We start from the raw sequence: 22,697 nt of genomic DNA, 5'->3' as shown, positions 1-22,697 counted from the left end.
ACGGGCAGAGACGCCACCCGCGCAAGGCAGATGGCGACGCCGCGCGAAGCCCTCCGCATCGCCGAGATGAGCGCAAGCGTGGCCGGTCTCCGGGCTGGTGAGCCGATGCCTGGTGGCATCCGCCGCGCCCCTTCCCGGCCAGGGCCAGTGGGCATCGCGCAGCTACTGCTCAACTACCGTTGCGGGGGCAGCGCCGGCTCGACCGGCTTCCCTGTTTCACCCCGCTCCAGGCGGGGCACCACGTGCAAGGGCGCAGGGTACGGACTAGCCGGGAGAGCGTCAATCGATGGCACCGCCCGAACTCGGCGTCGAGCGGACGGGTCCACCCTAAGCACCCACCGCCAGGAGCTACCGGATGAACGATGCCACCCTCGCCGCCTGCATCAAGGCCTGCCTCGACTGCGCCGCCGCCTGCGAAACCTGCGCCAGCGCCTGCCTGGGCGAAGCCAATCTGGACATGATGCGCGACTGCGTCCGCCTGGATCGCGATTGCGCCGACGCCTGTCGCCTGGCCGCCACCTTCATGCAGCGCGACAGCGATCGCGTCGCCGAAGCCTGCGCCCTGTGCCTGGCCACCTGCCGTGCCTGCGCCGCCGAATGTGGCAAGCACAAGGCCGATCACTGCCAGGCCTGCGCTCGGGCCTGTGAAGCCTGCGCCGATGCCTGCGCGGCCATGGCCGCCTGAACCCCTTACCGCGCTGATACCCGCCCGATCCGGTCCGGCCGCTGACGCAGCGCCGGATGCAGGGCGGTGCCCAGGCCCGGTGCGGTTGGCGGTAGCAGCCAGCCCTGCTCCAGTACCGGCAGCTCGGTGACCAGCTCACGATAGAAGCCCGCCAGATAGGCTCGCACCACTTCCTGAAAGATGGCATTGGCTGAGGCCAACCCCAGATGCAGCGAGGCCATCAGCACCACCGGTCCGGTGCAGTCGTGCGGGGCGATGGGCTTCTGATAGGCCTCGGCCAAGGTGGCGATCTTGCGCGCCTCGCTCAGCCCTCCGCACCAGGACAGATCCACCATCACATAGTCCAGCGCATCGGCCGCCAGCAGATCGCGGAAGGCACCGCGCATCGCCAGGGTCTCGCTGCCGCAGACCGGAATGCCCGCCAGCCGCCGGAAATCCGCCAACCCCTGAACGTGATCCATCTTGATCGGATCTTCCGCCCAGAAGATGTTGTACTCCTTGAGTGCTCGGGCGATCTGCAGGGCGCAGGTTGGATTCCACAAGGAATGGAATTCGCACATCACCTCGATGCCATCGCCGACCGCCTCCCGGATGCGCGCGAAGGGCTCCAGACCCTGGCGCAAATCGGTGCTGGACAGATACTGACCGCCACTGGCCAGGGCGAAGGCATCGAAGGGCCAGATCTTCATGGCGGCAAACCCTTCGTCCACCAGACTCTGGGCCAGTTCACCGGGGTTTTCCACCGCCGCCACCTGATCGTCGTAGCGCCCGGCCACGCGGGCCTCGCCCTTGGCGATCAACCGGCGCTGCTCACCACCGGTATTGAAGTTGGGACTGGCGCAGGTGTTATAGGCGCGCATCCGCTCGTGGACCTGGCCACCCAGCAGCTGATGGATGGGCACGCCCATAGCCTGGCCGAACAGGTCCCAGAGAGCGATGTCCAGCGCCGAAGCCGCTCGGGTTTCCACGCCGCTGCCGTTGAAGCCCAGATAGCCACGCAGCAGCGCCCGGCTGTGGGCTTCGATCTGTAGGGGATCGCGACCCAGCAGCAGCGGCGCGCAAAGCGAGTGGATCTGCGCCTCCACCGCTTCGGCGCCACGAAAGGTCTCACCCAGGCCAATCAGGCCGCTGTCGGTGTGGATCTCCACCCAGAGCAGATTGGGCAATTGCGTGAGCCTGGTGGTTTCGATACGAGTGATGCGCATGGCGCCTCCTCTAGCGCGGTCCGTGGACCTGGTTGAGCAGCGTTTCGCCTCGCCGCAGGCGTTCGATGTTGGCGGCGATGAAGGCATAGCGGCGCGCGAACAGCCCATGGGTCCAACCCGAGACATGCGGCGTGCAGACGGCATTGGGCAGTTCTTCGAAGCGATGCCGTGCGGGTGCCACGAGATCGCCTTCGCCATTAGGGTAGCGGTACCAGACGTCCAGGTACGCCTTGGCGATGCGCCGGTCGGCGAGCGCCTGATAGAGGGCGTCTTCTTCCACCACCGCCGCTCGTGCCAGGTTCAGCAGCACGGCCTCCGGCCGCATGGCGGCGAATTGGGCAGCGCCGAAGCAGCCCCGGGTGGTCTCGTCCAGCGGACAGGCCAGCACCACGTAATCGGCCAGGCCCAGGGCCTCGTTCAGCGCCTCGGGCGCAAGGGCGGCATCGGCCCCAGAAGGCACCTGGCCGTCGCGGGCACTACGGGTGATGGCCAGGATGCGCATGCCGAAGGCCCGCGCCCGCTGCGCCACTGCCTGGCCTATCCTGCCAAAGCCCAGGATCGCCAGGGTCCTGCCCTGCAACTCACCGCGCGGCTGGCGTCCCAGATAGGCATTGGTCCAGCGCTCGCTGGCGAAGGCCGCCTGGGCCTCACCCAGGCGCACCTCATGATCCAGCAGGCAGGCCAGGGCGTATTCGGCCATGGGAATCTCGTGCTCGAAGACGTTGCAGACGCGGCAGTCCGCTGCCAGCACCCTGAAATCGATGCCATCGAGACCAGCGCCAGGTACCTGCAGCAGCCGTACCCTGGGTGCCTGCGTTGAACGCTGCAGACGCATGGCGACCAGAACATCGGCGCCCTCGATTCGCTCGTCCCAGGCGGCTGATGCGTGGGCTTCCCGCGGCAAGGTAATAAAGGTGGCCGGGCTGGTCAGGTCCCTGGCGAGCGTCTCCTGGTGCGTGGCGGCTTCGCCAATCATTACGATCTTCATCCGGCTCCTCCCCTGCTGAGCGAAAATGGTACCGCTACCATTTTTGTTACCCTAGCGCCCAGGAAGTCGTCTGACAACCGCCGCCTGTCCTTAGGCGCTAGCGCGCTCGACCCACTCGACACCCAGGTCGCGCTGCTGCGGCTCTCCATCACTACCCGCCAGACGGGCCAGCAACAATTCCGCCGCCGTGTGCCCCAAGGCCGTGGCATCCACCCGTATCGTGGTCAAGGCAGGCAGGGTATGGGCCGCGAAAGCCATGTCGCCGAAACCGATCACCGCCACGTCGCCGGGTACCGCCAGCCCCTGCGCCAGGGCCTCGGTCAGCACGCCATGGGCCAGGGTGTCGGAGGTGCAGACCACCAGCAGCGGCCGCACCTTGGTTTGGGCGAGCAGCTGGCACAGGGCCTGGCGCCCCTGCTCCAGGCTGGGCAGTCCGGTGAATAGCGCCGGCGCCGTCTCGGCGATGCCGAGGGTGGCCAGGGCCTGACTCAATGACAGACGTCGCCGGGTACCGCGGGGATCGTCCACCGCCACCTGGGCGACCTGGGCATAACCGCCAGCGTTCGCCCGCTTGGCCAGCAGGGCACCCACTGCCTCGTGGTGAAACCCTACCGCCTGATCGATGGGCTCAGCGCTGAGATCCCAGGTTTCCACCACCGGCACACCCGCCGCCTGGAGCCGGGCACGGCTGGCCGGCGTGTGATCAACGCCGGTCAGGATCAGGCCATCCGGCCGCCGACTGAGAATGGTCGCCAGCAGCGCCTCTTCATGCCTGGGATCGTGGCCAGTGACGCCCAGCAACACCTGATACCCGGCCTGGGCCAGTCGCTCGGCCACCGCCTGGTAGCTGTCGGCGAACAGCGGATTGGTCAGCATGGGCACCAGCACCGCCACCAGCCGACTGCGATTGGAGGCCAAGGCCCCAGCCACCAGGTTGGGCATGTAGCCGCTTGCTGCTATGGCGGTCAGTACCCGCTCACGGGTGGCCGCCTTGACGCTTGCGGGCGCGTTCACTACCCGCGAGACCGTGATCGGCGCGACGCCGGCCAGGCTGGCCACGTCGCGGATGGTCACGCTACCGGAGCGGCTTCTCGTCTTGCCCGTCATCCTTCCACCCCTGCGCGCTCTGGTCGCAGCCAAAACCGCCATGCTAACCGGCCCTCCTGGCGGCCACCATTGGCATTACCCGTCGACGCCAGGGATAATGCCCGCCCTTTCATCGATATCCAGGCCTTCGCCATGACCGATACCAACCAAGATCCCCGTTTGAGCCGCATGAAGCGTCGCCTGCGCAAGAAGCAGTACCTGGGTGAATTCCAGGAACTGGCCTTCGAAATCAAGGTGAGCTTCAAGAACGAACTCAGCGAAGACGACCTGGACACCTTCCTCGGCGACTTCATCGACTACGTCGAAGAGCGCAAGCTGGACTACATCGGTGGCTTCGACAACGCCTGGGTCGAAGGCACCATCATGGCCAACAAGCGCTACACCTCGCCCACCGCGGAAGACCGTACCGCTCTGCTGGACTGGCTCAAGGCCCGCGCCGAAGTTGGCGAAGCCAATGCCTCCGAGCTGCATGACGCCTGGCACCACGACGGCGAAGTCTAAGAGACTGTTCGAAGGCGGCTGCGTGTCGGCCAAACGGCGTTGAAAATGGCTTCGGAATGCTCGTTTACCACTCGTAAACGCTGCTTCCTCAGCCATTTTCGCGGGGCCGCCTAGGCTTGTTTGGCTCTAGCTCGCGAGCCTTGGAACAGCCTCTGGGCAACCCTCGTCGGATAGCTTGGCGCCCGTTGCGGTCGTAAAGGGGAATCCGTTGGAAACCAGGTCCTCATGACGACCCTTCTGCAAATCTCCGATACCCACTTCGGCACCGAGCAACCTGCTGTGGTCGCGGCCCTGGAAGCCCATGTCCGCGAACACGGCGCCGATGTCCTCATCCTTTCCGGGGACATCACCCAGCGCGCCCGGCGCGAGCAATTCGCTGCCGCCAAGACCTTCGTCGAACGCCTGGAAAGCTACGGTATCCCGCGTACCCTGGTGATCCCGGGCAATCACGACCTGCCGCTGTACAACCTCTTCACCCGTTTCCTGATGCCCTACGGCAACTATCGCCGCCATTTCGGTCAGGAGCTGGAACCCAGTTTCGAGAACGACGAGCTGCTGCTGGTCGGGCTTAACACCACGGCCCCGCAACGCCACAAGGATGGCGCGGTGAGTGCCGAGCAGATCGAGCGGGTGGCCGAACGCCTGCGGCGCGCCGGTCCCGGCAAGCTGCGCATCGTCATCGCTCACCAGCCCTTCGGCGCCCTCGAACTCAGTGACCTGAGCAATCTGCAGCACAACGCCGATCACGCCCTGGCCACCTGGGCCGATGCCGGCCTGGATCTGGTGATGGGGGGGCATATCCACCTGCCCTATGTGCTGCCCTTGAGTCGCCAGTACCCTACCCTGCCCCGCGAGGTCTGGATCGTTCAGGCCGGCACCGCGCTTTCTTCGCGCGTGCGGGGCACCTCGCCCAACTCCTTCAACCGCCTGTTGGTCGGTGAAGGCGCGGAAAAGACCGTGGACGTGGAACGCTGGGATTTCCAGGACGATCGTTTCGTGGTCGGCGAGCGTCACGAACTGCGCTGGCATGCCGCCCAGGATGCCCTGGCGGAGACCTGAGGCGTCCACGCGGAGCGCCGATGCGCGCTCCTGCGCACTTCCAGCCAAGGAAATTGATTCAAGCTGTTGAAACGGCGGACAGACTGCGGGCGCCGCGTAGTCTTAGGACTTTTCGGCAAGAGTAGCCTCCCATGGAATCCCTGACGCAATCGCTGCTTGGCTTTATCGAAACCCACCAAGCCTGGGCGCCGCTGATCGTCGGCCTGCTCGCCTTCGGCGAATCCCTGGTGCTGCTGGGCGTCTTCATTCCGGCCACGGCGCTGATGCTGGTAGTCGGTGGTCTCGCCGGCTCCGGAGTCCTCGCGCCCGTGCCCCTGGTGCTGGCTGCCATCGTTGGCGCCATCCTCGGCGACATCTGCTCCTACATCATCGGCCGCTGGCTCGGTCCCAGCATCGTTCACCGCCCGCCCTTTCGCCGCTATCGCAAGCAGGTGGCCAAGACCCGGCTGTTCTTCCGCCGCTATGGCTTCTTCGCCGTGTTCGGCGGGCGTTTCCTGACCATGATCCGCAACACCGTCCCCCTGGTGGCGGGGATGATGGCGATGAACCAACTGCGCTTCCAGTCGGCCAACGTGTTGTCGGCCATCGTCTGGGCGCCGCTGATGATGGGCCCGGGCTACCTCGCGGCCAAGGGCGCCAACCATTTCAGTTTTGCCGGCAACGAACCCCTCTGGATCGGTGCGGGGGTCGTCGCCTTGCTGGGCGCCGGTGGCGTGCTGTTTTTCAAGCAGCGCCTGAAACGCGCCTAACCGCGAGCGGCCAGCGCGGCGCGCAGGCGCTCGCGGTTCAAGGGCACCTCGCGCAGGCGCAGACCGGTCGCCGCAGCGACGGCATTGGCGATGGCCGCGGGGATGGCGGCAGTGGTGGCCTCCCCGGCACCCACCGCCGGCTCCTCTGGCCGATCGATCAGCTCCAGTTCCAGCTCGGGCAATTCATTGAAGGTCAGCGGCGGATAGGCGCCCCACTCCAGACTCGTCACCCCCTGGTGATCGAAGCGCACCGCCTGCTTGAGGGTCCGGGCGATGCCCTGCACCACGCAGCCCTCCAGCTGATTGCGCAAGCCGTCCGGATTGACGATCAGACCGCAGTCGTGGGCCACCACCACCCGCGTGACCCGGATACCCGTGGCCTCGCTCACCGCCACCTCCACCACCGCAGCCACATAGGCGTTCTCGTTTTCGTAGCGCAGGAAGGCCAGACCCTGACCTTTCACGGGGGCACCGTCCCAGGCCTTTTCCTGCAGGGCCGGCGGTTGCCACCCGGCCTTGGCGCTAGCGGCCTGTAGCACCGCCCGCGCCCGCGGGTCCTGCAGATAGCGCAGGCGGAATTCCAGCGGATCGACCCCGGCCCCCAGGGCCAACTCATCCATGAAGGATTCATTGGCGAAGGTATTGCCGACCGCCCCGAGGGCACGCAAGGCCGACGGTCGCAGCGGCGAATCGCTGGCTTCCAGCCAGTGCGTGGATACCTGGACATTGATCACGTCGTAATCCAGCGGGGCGTTGCGATCGCCACCGCCCCGCCCGCCCTTGAGCGGCAGGTTGTAGGCCAGCTGTCCGGCGAGCAGCGCCGCCCTGCCAGTCTGGTCATTGGGGCGGGTCAGGTGGGTAGGTGTCCAGTTGGCGAAGCGCCAGGCGAGCAGGTCGCCCGCGGTGCTCAGACCACCGGCCAGGCGCATCAACATGGCTGGCCCCTTGGGATTCCAGCCGTGCTCGTCAGCGCGACTCCATTGCACCCGCACCGGACGGCCGCACAACTTGGAGAGCAGTGCCGCATCGGCCGCCGCATCATCGGCGCCGTTGTGGCCATAGCAACCGGACGCCTGCTGATAGATGACATGGATACCGTCTTCCGGCAGCCCCAGCAGGTCCGCCAGTGCCGCCCTGAGCTGATAGACGCCCTGGGTACCGCTCCAGACGGTAGCGCTCTCGGCCCCCACGTCCGCGACTGCGCAGGAGGGACCGATGGAATCGTGATTCTGATAGGGCCAGCGATACTCGGCCTCCAGGCGCTGCGCAGCGCTCGCCAGTTCGCCCGCGACATCGCCGGTCTCCTGCTGGATGTCGGCCGGTCCGGCCTTGGCTTCCAGTCGGGCATAGAGCTCGCCCGGCAGCGGCAGGTCCGGTACCAGGCTCCAGTCCACCCGTAGCGCCGCCGCGCCCTGTCGCGCCAGCCACGCCTGCTCCGCCACCACCGCGACGAAGGCGCCCTCGTAGACCAGTCGTGCGCCGGACGGCAGCGCACTGGCATCGATACCGCGGATGCTCACCCCCGCCAGTCGCGCCGAGCCGGTGCAGGGCGGTCGCACAACGCAACCGTGCAGCATGCCGGGTAGGCGCAGGTCGTGGACATAGTCGAAATGGCCGAACAGCTTGGCGGGAATGTCCTCGCGTGGCACCGAGGTGCCGACCAGACGGTAATCCTTGACGGCCCGGGTGCGCACGGCCTGGTTGACCAGCCGCCCTAGGGGCCGTCCGCCCACCAGTTCGCCATAGCTGACATAGCGTCCGGTGGGATCGCCGCGATAGACCACGCGGCCGTCCACCGTGTCCACCACGGCCAGATCCAGCTCCAGGCGCCGCGATCCCTCCAGAAACAGGAATTGCCGCGCGCTGGCGGCGGCCTTGCGCAACTGGGCACCGCCTACCTGCAAGCTCTTGCTGCCAGCGGTGATGCCCTGGTCCGGCGTCAGCCGGGTATCGCCCTGGATCAACCGGGTGGCGGCGAAAGACACGCACAGCTCCTCGGCCACGATCTGCCGCAGCGCCGTGCTGACCCCGGTGCCCAGCTCCACCTTGCCGCTGTAGACGGTGACCTGGCCCTGGGCATCCACAGCCAGCCAGGCGTCCAGCTGGCGCTGATCGAGGGTCTTGGCCAGGTCCACCGGGTCAGCCGGTGCAGGCAGCACCTGGGCGGCGACCGGTCGCTGCAGGCTGAAACCCAGCAGCAGTACGGCGCTACCGCCAAGAAAGGTGCGGCGTGACAGCGTCATGCCGAGGCCTTCCCGTCGCGCAGCAGCACCGCCGCGCGCTTGATCGCGCGCAGGATCCGATAATGGGTACCACAGCCGCAGAAGTTGGCGGCCAATGCCTGACGGATCTGCGCATCGCTGGGATCCGCCACCCGTGCGAGCAGTGCCTGGGCGGTCATCACCATGCCAGGGATGCAATAGCCGCACTGCGCCGCCTGTTCCTCGATGAAGGCCTGCTGCAGCACATGAGGGGCCTCGGGCGTGCCCAGACCTTCCAGGGTCAGCACCTCGCGACCGACGAAGGAGGCTGCCGGCAACAGGCAGGCGCGCACCGGCTTGCCATCCGCCAGCACCGTGCAGGCGCCGCACTCACCCAGGCCGCAACCGAATTTCGGTCCCTTGATGCCCAGTTCATCGCGCAAGGCCTCCAGCAGGGGCATGCGCGGGTCGACGTCGAGCTGTCGCGGCTCGCCGTTGACCTTCAATTCAATGACCGCCACCGCTATTTCTCCGCGTTACGCGCCGCCGCCACATCCTCGGGGCGGATGTCGGCGGCATGACCGCCAAAGCGGCGGCCGATGTAGGTGGCCAGATCGGCGAGCTGCTGATCGCTGAGCAATTCCCGATAGGCTGGCATGAAGGCGTGCTCGCTACGCCCCTGGCGGTCGAGACCGTCGAGCAGGACGCGCACCAGGTTGGTCCCTGTGGGATCGCGCACCGCCGAGTAGTTGCTGAAGGACCGCGGATAGGGACCCGCCGGTCCCTGGTCATCCGGTGCGTGACAGCTGGCGCAAGCGGATTGCAGCAAAGCCGCGCTTTCCGCCTCCGCGGCCGTGAGAGGTCCGGCCTCTCCGGGCGGCTGCACCTCGGCGCGCGCCGGGACCGCTCCGGGCTGCGCCGGCAGGGTTCGCAGATAGGCGATCAGGGCACCGAGATCGGCGTCGTCCAGATGGCGGGTGCCACCACTTACCACCTCCGCCATGGGCCCGGCCGCCACGGCTTCGCCGCGTTGATGGCCTTCGCGCAGATAGCTGGCCAGCTTGGCATCGCTCCAGCCGCCGAGGCCACGCGGATCCGCGGTGAGATTCCAGGCGGTCCAGCCCTGCTGGGTCGCGCCGGCATAGGCCCGGCCGCTGTCGAGCCCCTGACTCCAGGTCCGCGGGGTATGGCATTCCTGGCAGTGCCCCAGCGCCTCCGCCAGGTAGGCGCCTCGCGCCACCTGCGCATCGGCCGTCGCCGGTAACGGACCTGGCGTGAAGTTGAGCCACTTCCAGCCACGGATCAGCGCGCGCTGGTCGAAGGGAAAGCGCAGCGCATTGGCCGGCGGCGCATAGGGCACCGGGCGCTGGATCTGCAGGAAGGCGAAGATGGCGGCGACGTCCTCGTCGCTCAACCGGGTAAAGGCGGTATAGGGAAAGGCGGGATAGAGCTGCTCGCCTTCCCGCCCCAGCCCGTCATGCAAGGCGCGGCGAAACTCGTCCACCGTCCAGTCACCCAGCCCCTGCTGGCGATCCGGGGTGATGTTGCTCGAATAGAGACGACCGAACGGCGTGTCGAAGGCGACCCCGCCAGCGAAGGGCGCGCCATCCGGGCGGGTATGGCAACCCTGGCAGTTGCCCAGGCGCGTCAGATACTCGCCCCGCGCCTGGGTCGCCTCATCGGCGCCGGCCGATGCGACGCTAGACAGGAGCAGCATCCCCGCCAGCAGGGGCAGGGCAAAGGATCTCATCGGCCCTCCTCGTGAGCTCGAACCGGACTGGCGGATGTCGCCGCGGCTTCGCCGTCATCCTAATCGCAGCGGCCAGCCGCGGTGGCGTTCACCCCTGGAGGTGAGATGCAGACGACAGTTTCGGCCAGCGCGTCAGCGGCGGCCTTTACATTACCGTGCCGGTCCGGCTGCGTTCTTATACGGCGCTATCGGGAGATTGACGCTGCCCAGTCCTGATTACCTGTACTCAGGACAGAAAGGATAGACGCACCTATTTGAGCACATACAGGGGTGGTATTACTTATCGCTTGGGCACGAAGCCATCGGGCTTGGCCGCCAGCCAGTCGACGAACTGTCGGATGCGCGCGTCGCTGAGCAGCAATTCGCGGCTGTTGTATTCCAGCGCCAGGGTCTTTTCGTCGAAGGTCTGGTGGATATGGTTGTGGCAGGGGCGGCAGACCCAGAGGGTGGCGGTGATCCGGCTGACGCGGTCGAATCTCTTGCGCACGTAGGCCTTGTCGTGCAGCGAGCGAGGGATCAAGTGATGGCGGGTGAGCGGCGCCGCCCGACCGCACAGCTCGCAACGAGCCGGCTGGGGCGGCAGACGTATCGCCTGAGGCATGATGGGCTCCGCACGGGCTGGATGCCCATTCGAGCGGCCCGGGCGGAACGGGGTTCAATAGCCGCCGGCGAGACTCGGCGTGACCAGCACCCGCTTGGCCTGCAGGTAGCTGTTCTGCCAGTAGGGCTTGGCCAGGCTGTCCAGGCGTACCGTGCCACCGGTGCGCGGCGCATGGACGAAGCGCCCCTCCCCTACATAGATGCCGGCATGGCTGACCTGACGGCCACCGGCAGTGGCGAAGAAGATCAGATCACCGGGCTGCAGGGCATTGCGCGCCACATTGGGCGAGCCCAGGGTGATCATCTCGCGGGTCGAACGCGGCAGGGCCACCCCAGCCGCATCGCGATAGACGTAGCCGATCAGGCCGCTGCAGTCGAAACCGCCGGCCGGGGTGTTGCCGCCATAGCGATAGGGGGTACCGACCAACCCGATGGCGCGAAACAGCACATCATTGGCGGCTTGGGCTTGGCTTTCCAGCAGGGGACGGGAAACGACCGGGGCGACCGGTGCGGGGGCCTGGGGCGGCCTGCCGGCACAGGCGGCCAGCAGTACAAAGGCGCAATACAATCCGAGGCGAGCCGCATGCGGCATTGGAGACATCCTTAGTTATCCATCGATCACCGTCGGCCTGCCACGCAGCCTCGACGGGTCCTCGAAGCGCACCGGCGAAGATCGCGGCGATACGCTTCAGCGCAATACGCGCTTGCCTTCCAGGAAACTCACCTTCCAGTACTGGTCGTTCAGGCTGTCCACCCGCACCCCGCCGCTCCGGCGACTGGAGGAATGGATGAACTTGCCCTCGCCCATGTAGATACCGGTGTGACTGACCCGGCCACGGCCGTTGCTATTGAACAGCAACAGGTCGCCAGGTTCCAGGTCGTTCTTGCTGACTACCGGTACTTCGAGATCGATGATCTCGCGGGTGGAGCGCGGCAGGGTCATGCCGGCCCGCTCGCGGAACACGTAATTGACGAAACCGCTGCAATCGAAACCGGCCAGGCTACTGCCGCCACGGCGATAAGGCGTGCCCACTAGCTGGGTCGCACGGTCGAGGATCTGGTCCGCCAGATTCGGCAGCGCCTGGCGCGGGCCGACCTCGCGCTCCCAGTCGAGCTGATGCGGCGACTGGGTATGAGGGAAGACCGGACGTTGCTGAGCACCCTCAGCCTCCACAGGCGCGGAGCCGTTGCCAGCGCCACCCAGGCCATGCAGCGAAGCGGTCTGGAACGTCCGGGAGGTAGCGGGCGAATCCTGGGTAATGGTGGTGTCGGGACTTTGCGGCGCACTCGCACAGGCGGCGAGCAGACAGACAAAAGACAGGGGCACGAGGGGTGCGAGGCGGTTCCTTGGCATGGGCACGACCGTGTCGTTTTTTCAAAGTTTCGACACCTTGCCGACCTGGATCACAGATGGCAAGTTTTTTTAGCCCTCGATGTGACTTAAAAGCCGAGGAAGGACGTCTACGGCCCTTTTTTTGAGTTGAACGGTCGCCAAGCCACTCAGCGACGAACGGTCCGGATTGATCTCGATGAGGTCACCACCCTGCGCCAGGGTCTGCCCGATCGGCGCCTGGATATAGCCGAAGGCCGCCGTGGTGCCGACGGCGATCACCAGATCAAAGCCCTCCTCCGCTGCATCCTGCAGACGCTGCAGTTCGGTGATCGGCAGGGCTTCCTCGAACAGGACCACGGGTGGCCGCAGGATCCCGCCGCAAGAGTGACAGCGCGGTGGCAACGGACCTGCCAGACAGGCCTGGGCATCCGCTACTGCCTGGCCACACCTCATGCAGGCCAGCGGTTCGAGTTGCCCATGGATCTCGATCAAACGCTCCGCTGGAAATCCCGACTGTCGATGAAAGCCGTCGATGTTCTGGGTCAGCACCCAGCTGCCAGGGTGACGCACGCCGAAAGCGGCAATCGCCCGGTGCGCCGCATTGGGCACCGCCGCGGCGCAGGCCTTTCCGAGTTGAGCCAGGTAGCGCCAGCAGACGTCGGGACGCTGCCGCAACATGCTGCCCGACAGCGCCGCCTCGATGGGAACGCCCTCTTCGGTAAGGCCGTTGTACAGCCCACCCAGGCCACGATAGGTCGGCAAGCCCGAGTCGGCGGACAGCCCTGCCCCGGTGATGAACAGCACCCGCCCGGCCCGCGCGAGCAGACCCCGGGCGCGTGCCAGGGCGTCAGTCAATGATTCACCGTCAGAGCCAGCATCACCGACAGCTGGCAGAGCGGACGCCCGCTCTGTTCCTGCCAGAGGTTGAAGGCCTCTTGCATCTTCTGCCGATCGCGCTTGGCGGTGGGCGCCTTGTCGAGGATGTTCTGCGCCTTGAGGGCCGTTACCACGTCGTCGGTCGCCAGGAAGGTGTCCTTGCCGGCCATGCGCAGGAAGCGCTGCGCCGACAGGCCACCCAACTGATTGCCACGCTTGGTCAGCAGCTCCCACAGGCCGACAATGTCCTGCCCCGGCCAATCGGCCAGCAACTGGCCGAAGCTGCCGTGGCTGCGCTGGAAATCGAGCACCATCTGGGCGTTGATGGGCACGCTACGCAGCTTGCCCAGGTGGCGGATCAGCCGCGCATCCTGCATCAACCGCTCCAGGCGTTCGCCGCCCATGAGCACCACCTTCTCCGGATCGAAGCCGAAGAAGACCTCCTCGAAGGCCGGCCACTTGGCATCCACCAGGCTGTGCTTGAGCCCGGCGCGAAAGATGCGGCGAGTCAGCAGCGACAGATAGCGGTCATCGCCCACGGACCTCAGGGTCGCGGCGTCCACCGGTTGCGGCAGCCGCGCCTCCAGGGCCGCGCGGGAGCCGCAGCGGTTGAGAGCGTATTCGAGCAGCCAGGCGTAATCCCGCATCAGAGATTCATCACCTGGACGAAGCGCGGCGTCGCGCTGTCATCGATCTTGAGACTGGCGAAGTCGAACAGCTCGCGATCCGCCAATTGCGACGGCACCACGTTCTGCAGGGCACGGAACATGATCTCGGTCCGCCCCGGCGTCTTGCGCTCCCACTCCAGCAGCATCTCCTTGACCACCTTGCGCTGCAGGTTTTCCTGGGAGCCACAGAGGTTGCAGGGAATGATGGGGAATTCGCGCAGGACCGCGTAGGCTTCGATGTCCTTTTCGTTGCAATAGGCCAGCGGGCGGATCACCACGTTGCGGCCGTCATCGGCCCGCAGCTTGGGGGGCATGGCCTTGAGCGTGCCGCCGTGGAACAAATTGAGGAAGAAGGTTTCTACCATGTCGTCGCGATGATGGCCCAGCGCCATCTTGGTCGCACCGATCTCGTCGGCGAAGGTATAGAGGATGCCCCGCCGCAGGCGCGAGCACAGCGAGCAGGTGGTCTTGCCCTCGGGGATCTTTTCCTTCACCACGGAATAGGTATCACGTTCCAGAATGTGGTACTCGACTCCCAGTTCCTTCAGGTACTGAGGTAAAACGTGCTCAGGAAAGCCCGGCTGCTTCTGGTCGAGGTTGACCGCCACGATCTCGAAGCGAATCGGCGCGACCTTCTGCAGATAGAGCAGCATATCGAGCAGGGTGTAGCTGTCCTTGCCGCCGGACAGGCAGACCATGACCTTGTCGCCGTCCTCGATCATGTTGTAGTCGGCGATGGCTTCGCCGGTAAGACGGCGCAGGCGTTTCTGCAGCTTGTTCTGGTTGACCGAAAGGGTGCCCATGGATGAATCCGCGAAAGGAAAAAACGAAAGGCCGGCATTTTACGCGCAAAGCGTCCGCCGCCCTACCCCGAACGTCAGTCCGCAGCGACCGGCAGCCATGAGCGAGACCCAGGCGCTCATGACGGCGCTCCATCAGGAACTGCTCCGGGCCAAGTCCGGCCTGTCGGAATACGAGTTGCTGCAGGCCTTGCGTCGGGCGGGGTCGCCCCTGGTGCCCCCGCGCCCGGTGACCGACAACTACGAACTCTTCCGCCTGCACTTTCGCGTCTTCAACGCGCTCTACCGCCTGCGTGACCAACTGCGCGCCGAACAGCGCGCCGAACTCTTCATCAGCGCCCTGCGCATCGAACTGCGGCCCTACCTGCGCGCCCGTGCCGGGCTGGTGGTAGCCGATCCGTTGCGCGCCTACTACCTGGATCTCACCCAGCTCGAAACCACCACCCCGGAAGACGTGGCCGATCTGCTCAATCACTTCTGGGCGCTGGTCAATGGCGAGTCGGAACTGCTGGAAGCCCTGCGTCTGCTAGGCCTGGATCGCTCGGCCGACTACGGCCAGATCCGTCGCCGCTATCGCCAGCTCGCCAGCCGTCATCATCCCGATCACGGCGGCAGCACCGGCCGGCTACAAGCCATCAACGCGGCCATGGATACGCTGCGGCGGCACTACGGTCACCAGCCGACCGCGGACGCTAGGGCGCAGGCACGAGCTTCGGCATAATTGCCCGGTTCCCCAGAGGTTGCCCATGTCTGAACCACTCAAAGACCGGGTCGAAGACTGCTATCGCCAGGCCGAGGCCTTCTTCAAACGCCGCTTTCCCCGTCCCGACGTCAGCCTGGCCTTGCGTGGCCAGCGCGCAGGCGTTGCCCATCTCACCGAGAATCGGCTGAGATTCAATAAGCAGCTCTATCAGGAAAATACCGTCCACTTTCTCGAACAGACCGTCGCTCACGAGGTGGCGCATCTGGTGGCGCATCAGCTGTTCGGTGGCCATATCAGGCCCCATGGCGAGGAGTGGCAGCTGATCATGCGGGGCGTCTATGGGCTGCCGCCGGATCGCTGCCATACCTATGAGCTGCCACAGCGCGCCCGAACGCTCTATCTGTATCGCTGCAATTGCCCGGATGGTCGCTTCGAGTTCACCGCCCAGCGGCACGCCCTGGTACGCAAGGGACGGCGCTATCTCTGCCGACGCTGCCGTGGACCGCTGGCCTTCACCGACGAAGTGATCAGCGGCTGAGCCTGCCAGATCCGTTCCGGGTACCGGCAGGCAGGGAAAGCACTCAGCCCTGGGCAAAGACTTCGTCGAACAGGTTGTGCATCGCCAGGAAGGCGCGCTTGGCCACAACCGGGTGGTACTGCTGCTTGCCCGGATTGTTGGCTTCGGGATCGGTGAAGGAATGCACCGCGCCGCCATAGCTCAGCAACTGCCAATCCACCTGGGCGGCATCCATTTCCTTGCGGAAGCCAGCGAGCTGCTCGTCCGGCACCATTGGATCGGCGGCACCGTGCAGCACCAGCACCGGACCGGTGATACGCGCCGCATCGGCCGGGCTGGGCGTATCCAGATTGGCGTGGAAGGTCACCACGGCGCTCAGCGGGGCCCCGTCGCGCGCCAGTTCCAGAGCCACGCAGCCGCCAAAACAGAAGCCGATGGCGGCGATCTGGTGGACGTCCACCGCCGCCGTCTCGGCCTGGGCGACCAGGGCCGCATAGGCTGCCTGCATGCGCTGGCGCAGCAGGGCGCGATCGCCGCGGATCGGCGTCATGGCCGCCAGGGCCTCGTCGGCGTTCTGCGGACGCACATTGCGACCGTAGAAATCCACTACCAGGTAAGCCAGGCCGTCGGCCTCGGCCAGCGCCTGGGCCTGCTCGACGGCGCCATGGGACACCCCCATCCAGTTGGGTGCAAACAATACGCCCGGACGGGTCGGATTACCGCTGGTGGCGTACACCAGCTGGCTCTCGAACGGTTCACCATCGATTTCGTAGGCAACGGGTTTTACAGTGACATCGACCATGGGGTCCTCCAAAGGGTGGATAGAAAGAAGCCCGCCGAGGCGGGCTTCTCTATCTTTAAGCGGACAATTCCACCAGCAGTTTGTTTAACCGGCGGACATAGGCGGCGGGATCCTTGAGGCTATCGCCCGCGGCCAGTGCAGCCTGATCGAACAGGATGTGCGATAGGTCGGCGAAGCGGTCCTCATCGGGCTCGCCATCGAGTTTCTCGATCAGCGGGTGCTGCGGATTGATCTCGAAGATCGGCTTGGAATCCGGCGCCTTCTGGCCGCTGGCTTCCAGGATCCGGCGCATCTGCAGACCCAGGTCCTGCTCACCGATGGCCAGGATCGCCGGCGAATCGGTCAGACGATGGGAAACGCGGACTTCGCTGACCTGGGCGTCCAGGGCCTGCTTGAGGCGCTCGACCAGGCCTTCCTTGGTCTTGGCGACCTCTTCCTGAGCCTGCTTGTCTTCTTCGCTGTCCAGCTTGCCGAGGTCGAGATCGCCACGAGCGACGTCGACGAAGTGCTTGCCGTCGAATTCGGTGAGGTAGCTCATCAGCCACTCGTCAATGCGATCGGTCAGCAGCAGCACCTCGACACCCTTCTTACGGAAGACTTCCAGGTGCGGGCTGTTCTTGATCTGGGCGTGGCTCTCGCCAGTCAGGTAGTAGATCTTGTCTTGACCTTCCTTCATGCGGCCGATGTAGTCGGCCAGGGACACATTCTGAGCGTCATCGCCGTTGTGGGTCGAGGCGAAGCGCAGCAGACCGGCGATCTTCTCGCGGTTGGCGAAGTCTTCCGCCGGACCTTCCTTGAGCACCTGACCGAAGTGCCCCCAGAACGACTGGTACTTTTCCGGTTCGCTCTTGGCCAGCTTCTCCAGCATGTCCAGCACACGCTTGGTCAGCGCCGACTTCATGGAGTCGATCACCGGATCCTTCTGCAGGATCTCGCGGGAGACGTTCAGCGACAGGTCGTTGGAATCCACCACACCCTTGATGAATCTCAGGTACAGCGGCAGGAACTGGTCGGCCTGGTCCATGATGAAGACGCGCTGCACATAGAGCTTGAGACCCTTGGGCGCTTCACGCTGGTAGAGATCGAAGGGCGCACGGGCCGGCACGTATAGCAGCGAGGTGTATTCGAGCTTGCCCTCGACCTTGTTGTGGCTCCAGGTCAGGGGATTCTCGAAGTCATGGCCGACGTGCTTGTAGAACTCCTGGTAGTCCTCGTCCTTGAGTTCGGTACGCGGACGGGTCCAGAGCGCGCTGGCACGGTTGACGGTTTCCCACTCGGCGGCGGTCGGCTGCTCGTCTTCGCCACCCTGCTGCTCCTTGGGCAGCTCGATGGGCAGGCCGATGTGGTCGGAGTATTTCTTGACCACGTTGCGCAGGCGCCAGCCATCGGCGAATTCGGTTTCCTCGGGCTTGAGGTGCAGCACGATACGGGTACCGCGCTCGGGCTTGTCGAAGTTCGCGACCTCGAACTCCCCTTCCCCCTTGGACGACCAGTGCACGCCCTCGGCGGCGGGCTGGCCGGCACGGCGGGTATAGACATCCACCTGGTCGGCGACGATGAAGGCCGAATAGAAGCCCACGCCGAATTGACCGATGAGGTTGGAATCCTTCTTCTGGTCACCGCTGAGGTTCTTCAGGAAGTCGGCGGTGCCGGACTTGGCGATGGTGCCGAGGTGGGCGATCACCTCTTCGCGGCTCATGCCGATACCGTTGTCTTCGAGGGTGACCGTGCCCGCCTCCTTGTCGAAGCTCAGGCGAATCTTCAGCGTATCCCCGCCTTCGAGCAGTTCGGGCTTGGACAAGGCCTCGAATCTGAGCTTGTCGGCCGCGTCGGAGGCGTTGGAAATCAATTCGCGCAGGAAGATTTCCTTGTTGGAATACAGCGAGTGAATCATCAGGTGAAGCAGCTGCTTCACTTCGGTCTGGAAGCCTAGGGTTTCCTTTTGAGTCTCCACACTCATGCTACGAACTCCGCTATCGATAGGAACGCACCAGATGCCTGGCGATGTCGCCGAGATGGGGGCGCCCGGAGACATTTCAACCTTGGCGCGCTCGGTTCGCGATGCAGGTAGGAATTTGCGCGATGCCTGAGCTAGACGCGGAACTTAACTTTTAACGGTGCGCTCGAACGGCTGTCGTGTAGTTCATAAGGAGAAAACACATGAAAAAGCCCTTCGCCATCGCCCTGCTCTTCACTGCCGCCTTCGGCCTCGCTGCCTGTGACAAGCCTTCCGAAAACAAGGCTCAGGATGCTGCCAAGACCGAACAGAAAGCTCAGGAAAACCTGAACAAAGCCGCCGAGCAGAGCAACAAGGCTGCCGAGCAGCGTAACGAAGCTGCCAACGAGGCCGCCAAGGAGCAATCCAAAGGCGAAGCCACCTCGGTCAGCCCGGCTACCGGCACCGCCAACGGCAACGCGCCGGCTACCCAGCCCAAGCCGTAAGCTGATCGGATAAGAAAAAAGCCCGCTGCTGCGGGCTTTTTTGTGGGCGCTGATTCAGGAGCGCGAAGGATCCGGCTCGGCCTCGTCCGCTTGGGCATGCCCGCCACGCCTCAGGCTTTCCAGCACCAGCGCGACCAGGCCCACCACCACGGCCGGCAACAGCCAGCCCAGACCCGAGTCGGCCAGCGGCAACCACTGCACGGCCTCGCTCAAATAGGGCACGCTCAGGTGCGCAGCCTGCAGGCCGTCGAGGATGCCGAAGGCCAGGGCGACCAGCAGCACCGGACCGAGAATGCGCCCGGGCGCCGCCCAGCGGGCGGTGAAGAAGCTCAGCACCACCAGCGCGATGCAGGGCGGATAGATGGCGGTCAGGATGGGCACCGAAATCTGGATCAGCTGGGTCAGCCCCAGGTTGGACACCAGCAGCGAGAAGGCCGCCAGCAGAACCACCAGGCTGCGATAGCTGAAGGGCAGGAATTCACTGAAGAATTCCGCGCACGCGCAGGTCAGCCCCACCGCCGTGACCAGACAGGCCAGGGTAATCAGCACCGCGAGAAAGTCGCTGCCGACACTGCCGAAGGTGTGCTGCACATAGGCATGCAGGACCTCGGCGCCATTGCTGGCGTGGGGCACCAGTGACCCGCTGCCGGCGCCGAGCTGGAACAGGCTCAGGTAGACCAGCACCAGCCCTGCCCCGGCGATCAGGCCGGCGATGATGGTATAGCGCGTCAGCAATTGCGGCGCCGTCACGCCCCGGGCGCGAATGGCGTTGACGATGACGATACCGAACACCAGGGCGCCCAGGGTATCCATGGTCAGGTAGCCGTTGACGAAGCCCTGGGACAGCGCCCGCGAAGCATAGTCCGGCGCTGCCGTGGCAGGACCGCCGGCTGGCCAGAACAGCGCCGCACCACCCAGCACTGCCAGCGCCAGGATCTTCAGCGGACCAAGAAAGCGTCCCACGGTGTCGAGCAGGCGTCCCGGATAGAGCGAGACCACCAGCACCACCAGGAAGTAGGCCAGGCTGTAGAGGAACAGCGGTATGGGTCCGTTGCCCAGCAGCGGCGCGACGCCGACCTCGAAGGACACCGTGGCGGTGCGCGGCGTAGCGAACAGCGGCCCCACCGACAGGTAGCAGACGATGGCCAGGGTGCGGGCGGCCGTCTGGCCGAGCGGCTTGCTCAGGGCATCCATGCCACCGCCGACCCGCGCCAGGGCGATCAGCGTCAGCACCGGCAGGCCGACGGCGGTCAGCAGGAAGCCCAGGGCGGCGCTCCAGACGTGCTCGCCCGCCTGCAGACCGACGATCGGGGGAAAGATGATGTTGCCCGCGCCGACGAACAACGCGAACGTCATGAATCCAAGGGCCAGGACATCCCGGCTTTGCAAAGCTTTCATGGAAGGCAGTACCAGCAATGAGGAAAACGAGGCAGCCCGCCCTCATGGGAGCAGGTCTTGGCGGGGCCACGGCGTGGCCGTTGGAGCGGAAGGTTGCCATCCTAACGAATTACTGGCGAAAAGGCAGCCGGCAGCTGATGAGGCGTCATGAGCGCGCCCATGAAAAAGGCCGCCCGGAGGCGGCCTTTTCTACAGTCAGTCAGGCTCAGGCCTGCTTGACTTCCCAACCGGTCAGCTCGGCCAAGGCCTTGCCGATGTCGGCCAGGGACCGCACGGTCTTCACACCGGCGTCCTGCAGGGCGGCGAACTTCTCGTCCGCCGTGCCCTTGCCACCGGAAATGATGGCGCCAGCGTGGCCCATGCGCTTGCCGGGCGGAGCGGTGACGCCGGCGATGTAGGACACCACCGGCTTGGTCACGTTGGCCTTGATGTAGGCCGCGGCTTCTTCTTCAGCGCTGCCGCCGATCTCGCCGATCATCACGATGGCTTCGGTCTGCGGATCTTCCTGGAACAGCTTCAGGATATCGATGAAGTTCGAACCCGGGATGGGATCGCCGCCGATGCCCACGCAGGTGGACTGGCCGAAGCCGGCGTCGGTGGTCTGCTTCACGGCTTCATAGGTCAGGGTGCCGGAACGCGACACGATACCGACCTTGCCCGGCAGGTGAATGTGACCGGGCATGATGCCGATCTTGCACTCGCCGGGGGTGATGACGCCGGGGCAGTTCGGACCGATCAGGCGCACGCCCAGTTCGTCGCACTTCACCTTGGCATCCAGCATGTCGAGGGTGGGGATACCCTCGGTGATGCAGACGATCAGCTTGATGCCGCCGAAGGCCGCTTCCAGGATGGAGTCCTTGCAGAAGGGAGCCGGCACGTAGATCACCGAAGCATCGGCGCCAGTGGCTTCCACCGCCTCGCGCACGGTGTTGAACACCGGCAGACCGAGGTGGGTGGAACCGCCCTTGCCGGGGGTCACGCCGCCCACCATCTGGGTGCCGTAGGCGATGGCCTGTTCGGAGTGGAAGGTACCCTGGCTACCGGTGAAGCCCTGGCAGATGACCTTGGTGTCTTTGTTGATCAGGACGCTCATTACTTACCCTCCGCGGCCTTGACGACCTGCTGGGCAGCGTCGGTCAGGCTGGTTGCCGCGATGATGTTCAGGCCGCTTTCGGCCAGGACCTTGGCACCGAGTTCGGCGTTGTTGCCTTCCAGGCGAACCACGACCGGCACCTTCACGCCAACTTCTTTAACGGCACCGATGATGCCTTCGGCGATCATGTCGCAGCGCACGATGCCGCCGAAGATGTTGACCAGAACGGCCTTCACGTTGCTGTCGGACAGGATGATCTTGAAGGCTTCGGTCACGCGCTCTTTGGTCGCGCCGCCGCCCACGTCCAGGAAGTTGGCCGGCTTGCCGCCGTGCAGGTTGACGATGTCCATGGTACCCATGGCCAGACCGGCACCGTTGACCATGCAGCCGATGCTGCCTTCCAGGGCCACGTAGTTCAGTTCCCACTTCTGCGCATGGGCTTCACGGGCGTCGTCCTGCGACGGGTCGTGGAAGGCACGCAGCTTGGGCTGACGGTAGATGGCGTTGCTGTCGATGTTGATCTTGGCATCCAGGCAGTGCAGGTTGCCGTCCTTCTTGATCACCAGCGGGTTCACTTCCAGCAGCGCCAGGTCGTAGTCCTGGAACAGCTTGGCCAGACCGACGAAGATCTGGGTGAACTGCTTGATCTGGTCACCTTTCAGGCCCAGCTGGAACGCCAGGTCGCGACCCTGGTAAGGCTGAGCGCCCACCAGCGGATCGATGGTGGCCTTGAGAATCTTTTCCGGAGTGTCGTGAGCGACCTTCTCGATGTCCACGCCACCTTCGGTGGACGCCATGAACACGATACGGCGGCTGGAACGATCGACCACGGCGCCCAGATAGAGCTCCTGATCGATGTCGGTGCAGGATTCAACCAGGATCTTGGTGACCGGCTGACCATTGGCGTCGGTCTGGTAGGTCACCAGACGCTGGCCCAGCCACTTGGCGGCGAATTCCTTGGCTTCTTCCTTGCTCTTGACCAGCTTCACACCACCAGCCTTACCACGGCCACCGGCGTGTACCTGGGCCTTGACGACCCACTCGTCGCCGCCGATACGGCCGCAAGCCTCGTAGGCCTCCTGGGGGGTGTCGACAGCGTAGCCTTTGGAAACGGGCAGGCCGTATTCAGCGAACAGCTGCTTACCCTGATACTCGTGGAGATTCATGCTTGTCTACCGTCTTCGTTGGGTATTGCGCATTCGACGCTGTGCGTTCTCCGA

24 protein-coding genes and 1 riboswitch are annotated in these 22,697 nt (G+C 65.2%); of the genes, 7 read left to right on the top strand and 17 right to left on the bottom strand.

Translation table 11 applies throughout. The features are described 5' to 3' along the window. Window positions 1-63: 63 nt before the first annotated feature. Window positions 64-260, bottom strand: a riboswitch (cobalamin riboswitch). A gap of 95 nt (window positions 261-355) precedes the next feature. Next, window positions 356-685 carry a four-helix bundle copper-binding protein gene (locus V6W80_RS07170; RefSeq protein ID WP_093249668.1) on the top strand — a complete coding sequence of 110 codons (330 nt, stop codon included), beginning with the start codon at window positions 356-358 and terminating at the stop codon, window positions 683-685. A gap of 5 nt (window positions 686-690) precedes the next feature. On the opposite strand, the gene V6W80_RS07165 is transcribed toward V6W80_RS07170, so the two are convergent. The 3 genes from V6W80_RS07165 to V6W80_RS07155 form a co-directional block, all read right to left on the bottom strand. Then, window positions 691-1,890, bottom strand: coding sequence for a mandelate racemase/muconate lactonizing enzyme family protein (locus tag V6W80_RS07165; RefSeq protein ID WP_338546383.1), 1,200 nt, complete (start codon window positions 1,888-1,890; stop codon window positions 691-693). A 10-nt stretch (window positions 1,891-1,900) separates the two neighbouring features. Further along, window positions 1,901-2,878 carry a 2-hydroxyacid dehydrogenase gene (locus tag V6W80_RS07160; protein WP_338546381.1) on the bottom strand — a complete coding sequence of 326 codons (978 nt, stop codon included), beginning with the start codon at window positions 2,876-2,878 and terminating at the stop codon, window positions 1,901-1,903. Window positions 2,879-2,968: 90 nt separating this feature from the next. Beyond that, window positions 2,969-3,985: a LacI family DNA-binding transcriptional regulator gene (locus V6W80_RS07155; RefSeq protein ID WP_257706427.1), complete on the bottom strand. Its 1,017-nt coding sequence runs from the start codon at window positions 3,983-3,985 to the stop codon at window positions 2,969-2,971. 132 nt (window positions 3,986-4,117) lie between these two features. Between V6W80_RS07155 and V6W80_RS07150 the strand changes: the two genes are divergently transcribed. The 3 genes from V6W80_RS07150 to V6W80_RS07140 all read left to right on the top strand — a co-directional run bounded on the left by V6W80_RS07150 (window position 4,118) and on the right by V6W80_RS07140 (window position 6,294). Further along, complete coding sequence (locus V6W80_RS07150; protein WP_007159230.1) at window positions 4,118-4,486, top strand: YggL family protein; 369 nt, start codon at window positions 4,118-4,120, stop codon at window positions 4,484-4,486. Window positions 4,487-4,711: 225 nt separating this feature from the next. Beyond that, on the top strand, window positions 4,712-5,545 hold the full coding sequence (locus V6W80_RS07145; RefSeq protein ID WP_338546377.1) for a metallophosphoesterase family protein: 834 nt from the start codon (window positions 4,712-4,714) through the stop codon (window positions 5,543-5,545). 131 nt (window positions 5,546-5,676) lie between these two features. Beyond that, on the top strand, window positions 5,677-6,294 hold the full coding sequence (locus tag V6W80_RS07140; RefSeq protein WP_338546375.1) for a DedA family protein: 618 nt from the start codon (window positions 5,677-5,679) through the stop codon (window positions 6,292-6,294). Here V6W80_RS07140 and V6W80_RS07135 read toward each other — a convergent pair. The 9 genes from V6W80_RS07135 to ttcA all read right to left on the bottom strand — a co-directional run bounded on the left by V6W80_RS07135 (window position 6,291) and on the right by ttcA (window position 14,525). Continuing rightward, complete coding sequence (locus V6W80_RS07135) at window positions 6,291-8,537, bottom strand: xanthine dehydrogenase family protein molybdopterin-binding subunit (RefSeq protein WP_338546373.1); 2,247 nt, start codon at window positions 8,535-8,537, stop codon at window positions 6,291-6,293. The genes V6W80_RS07140 and V6W80_RS07135 overlap by 4 nt on opposite strands. Next, window positions 8,534-8,956, bottom strand: coding sequence for a (2Fe-2S)-binding protein (locus V6W80_RS07130; RefSeq protein WP_338547376.1), 423 nt, complete (start codon window positions 8,954-8,956; stop codon window positions 8,534-8,536). The genes V6W80_RS07135 and V6W80_RS07130 overlap by 4 nt, the downstream gene beginning before the upstream one ends. Before the next feature lie 62 nt (window positions 8,957-9,018). Further along, window positions 9,019-10,245, bottom strand: coding sequence for a c-type cytochrome (locus V6W80_RS07125; RefSeq protein ID WP_338546372.1), 1,227 nt, complete (start codon window positions 10,243-10,245; stop codon window positions 9,019-9,021). Window positions 10,246-10,525: 280 nt separating this feature from the next. Further along, entirely contained in the window at window positions 10,526-10,846 is a 321-nt protein-coding gene (locus tag V6W80_RS07120; RefSeq protein ID WP_007159236.1) for a hypothetical protein, read from the bottom strand. Between the two features lie 54 nt (window positions 10,847-10,900). Next, on the bottom strand, window positions 10,901-11,437 hold the full coding sequence (locus tag V6W80_RS07115; RefSeq protein WP_338546369.1) for a C40 family peptidase: 537 nt from the start codon (window positions 11,435-11,437) through the stop codon (window positions 10,901-10,903). 96 nt (window positions 11,438-11,533) lie between these two features. Continuing rightward, window positions 11,534-12,172, bottom strand: coding sequence for a C40 family peptidase (locus tag V6W80_RS07110; RefSeq protein ID WP_017638878.1), 639 nt, complete (start codon window positions 12,170-12,172; stop codon window positions 11,534-11,536). A gap of 96 nt (window positions 12,173-12,268) precedes the next feature. Continuing rightward, complete coding sequence (locus V6W80_RS07105; protein WP_017638879.1) at window positions 12,269-13,033, bottom strand: SIR2 family NAD-dependent protein deacylase; 765 nt, start codon at window positions 13,031-13,033, stop codon at window positions 12,269-12,271. Beyond that, complete coding sequence (locus V6W80_RS07100) at window positions 13,030-13,701, bottom strand: DNA-3-methyladenine glycosylase I (RefSeq protein ID WP_017638880.1); 672 nt, start codon at window positions 13,699-13,701, stop codon at window positions 13,030-13,032. Before V6W80_RS07100 ends, V6W80_RS07105 begins: the two co-directional genes overlap by 4 nt. After that, window positions 13,701-14,525, bottom strand: a complete 825-nt coding sequence (gene ttcA / locus V6W80_RS07095) for a tRNA 2-thiocytidine(32) synthetase TtcA (RefSeq protein WP_007159241.1) — start codon at window positions 14,523-14,525, stop codon at window positions 13,701-13,703. The genes V6W80_RS07100 and ttcA overlap by 1 nt, the downstream gene beginning before the upstream one ends. 97 nt (window positions 14,526-14,622) lie before the next feature. Between ttcA and V6W80_RS07090 the strand changes: the two genes are divergently transcribed. Together V6W80_RS07090 and V6W80_RS07085 are read left to right on the top strand one after the other, a co-directional pair. After that, window positions 14,623-15,243 (top strand): DNA-J related domain-containing protein, encoded by a 621-nt coding sequence (locus tag V6W80_RS07090; protein ID WP_338546365.1) that lies wholly within the window; start codon window positions 14,623-14,625, stop codon window positions 15,241-15,243. 25 nt (window positions 15,244-15,268) lie between these two features. Next, the gene (locus V6W80_RS07085; protein WP_338546363.1) at window positions 15,269-15,763 is read left to right on the top strand and encodes a SprT family zinc-dependent metalloprotease; all 495 of its coding nucleotides are present in this window, start codon (window positions 15,269-15,271) and stop codon (window positions 15,761-15,763) included. A gap of 43 nt (window positions 15,764-15,806) precedes the next feature. Here the strand turns inward: V6W80_RS07085 and V6W80_RS07080 are convergent, their stop codons facing one another. Then, the gene (locus V6W80_RS07080) at window positions 15,807-16,544 is read right to left on the bottom strand and encodes a dienelactone hydrolase family protein (protein ID WP_338546361.1); all 738 of its coding nucleotides are present in this window, start codon (window positions 16,542-16,544) and stop codon (window positions 15,807-15,809) included. Between the two features lie 55 nt (window positions 16,545-16,599). Further along, complete coding sequence (gene htpG, locus V6W80_RS07075; RefSeq protein WP_231356486.1) at window positions 16,600-18,504, bottom strand: molecular chaperone HtpG; 1,905 nt, start codon at window positions 18,502-18,504, stop codon at window positions 16,600-16,602. Between the two features lie 200 nt (window positions 18,505-18,704). On the opposite strand from htpG, the gene V6W80_RS07070 reads away from it, so the two are divergent. Further along, the gene (locus V6W80_RS07070) at window positions 18,705-18,986 is read left to right on the top strand and encodes a hypothetical protein (RefSeq protein WP_007159246.1); all 282 of its coding nucleotides are present in this window, start codon (window positions 18,705-18,707) and stop codon (window positions 18,984-18,986) included. 54 nt (window positions 18,987-19,040) lie between these two features. Here V6W80_RS07070 and brnQ read toward each other — a convergent pair whose 3' ends face one another. The 3 genes from brnQ to sucC form a co-directional block, all read right to left on the bottom strand. Beyond that, window positions 19,041-20,384 (bottom strand): branched-chain amino acid transport system II carrier protein, encoded by a 1,344-nt coding sequence (gene brnQ / locus V6W80_RS07065; protein ID WP_257706436.1) that lies wholly within the window; start codon window positions 20,382-20,384, stop codon window positions 19,041-19,043. A gap of 205 nt (window positions 20,385-20,589) precedes the next feature. Beyond that, window positions 20,590-21,477 carry a succinate--CoA ligase subunit alpha gene (gene sucD, locus V6W80_RS07060; RefSeq protein WP_017638886.1) on the bottom strand — a complete coding sequence of 296 codons (888 nt, stop codon included), beginning with the start codon at window positions 21,475-21,477 and terminating at the stop codon, window positions 20,590-20,592. After that, complete coding sequence (sucC, locus tag V6W80_RS07055; protein WP_064306646.1) at window positions 21,477-22,643, bottom strand: ADP-forming succinate--CoA ligase subunit beta; 1,167 nt, start codon at window positions 22,641-22,643, stop codon at window positions 21,477-21,479. Before sucC ends, sucD begins: the two co-directional genes overlap by 1 nt. Window positions 22,644-22,697 lie beyond the last annotated feature (54 nt).

The sequence above is a fragment of the Pseudomonas benzopyrenica genome, assembly GCF_036884265.1.
Lineage (GTDB): Bacteria > Pseudomonadota > Gammaproteobacteria > Pseudomonadales > Pseudomonadaceae > Chryseomonas > Chryseomonas benzopyrenica.
Note: the sequence above shows the minus strand (reverse complement) of the source record. Positions and strands in the feature narration are given on the sequence as shown.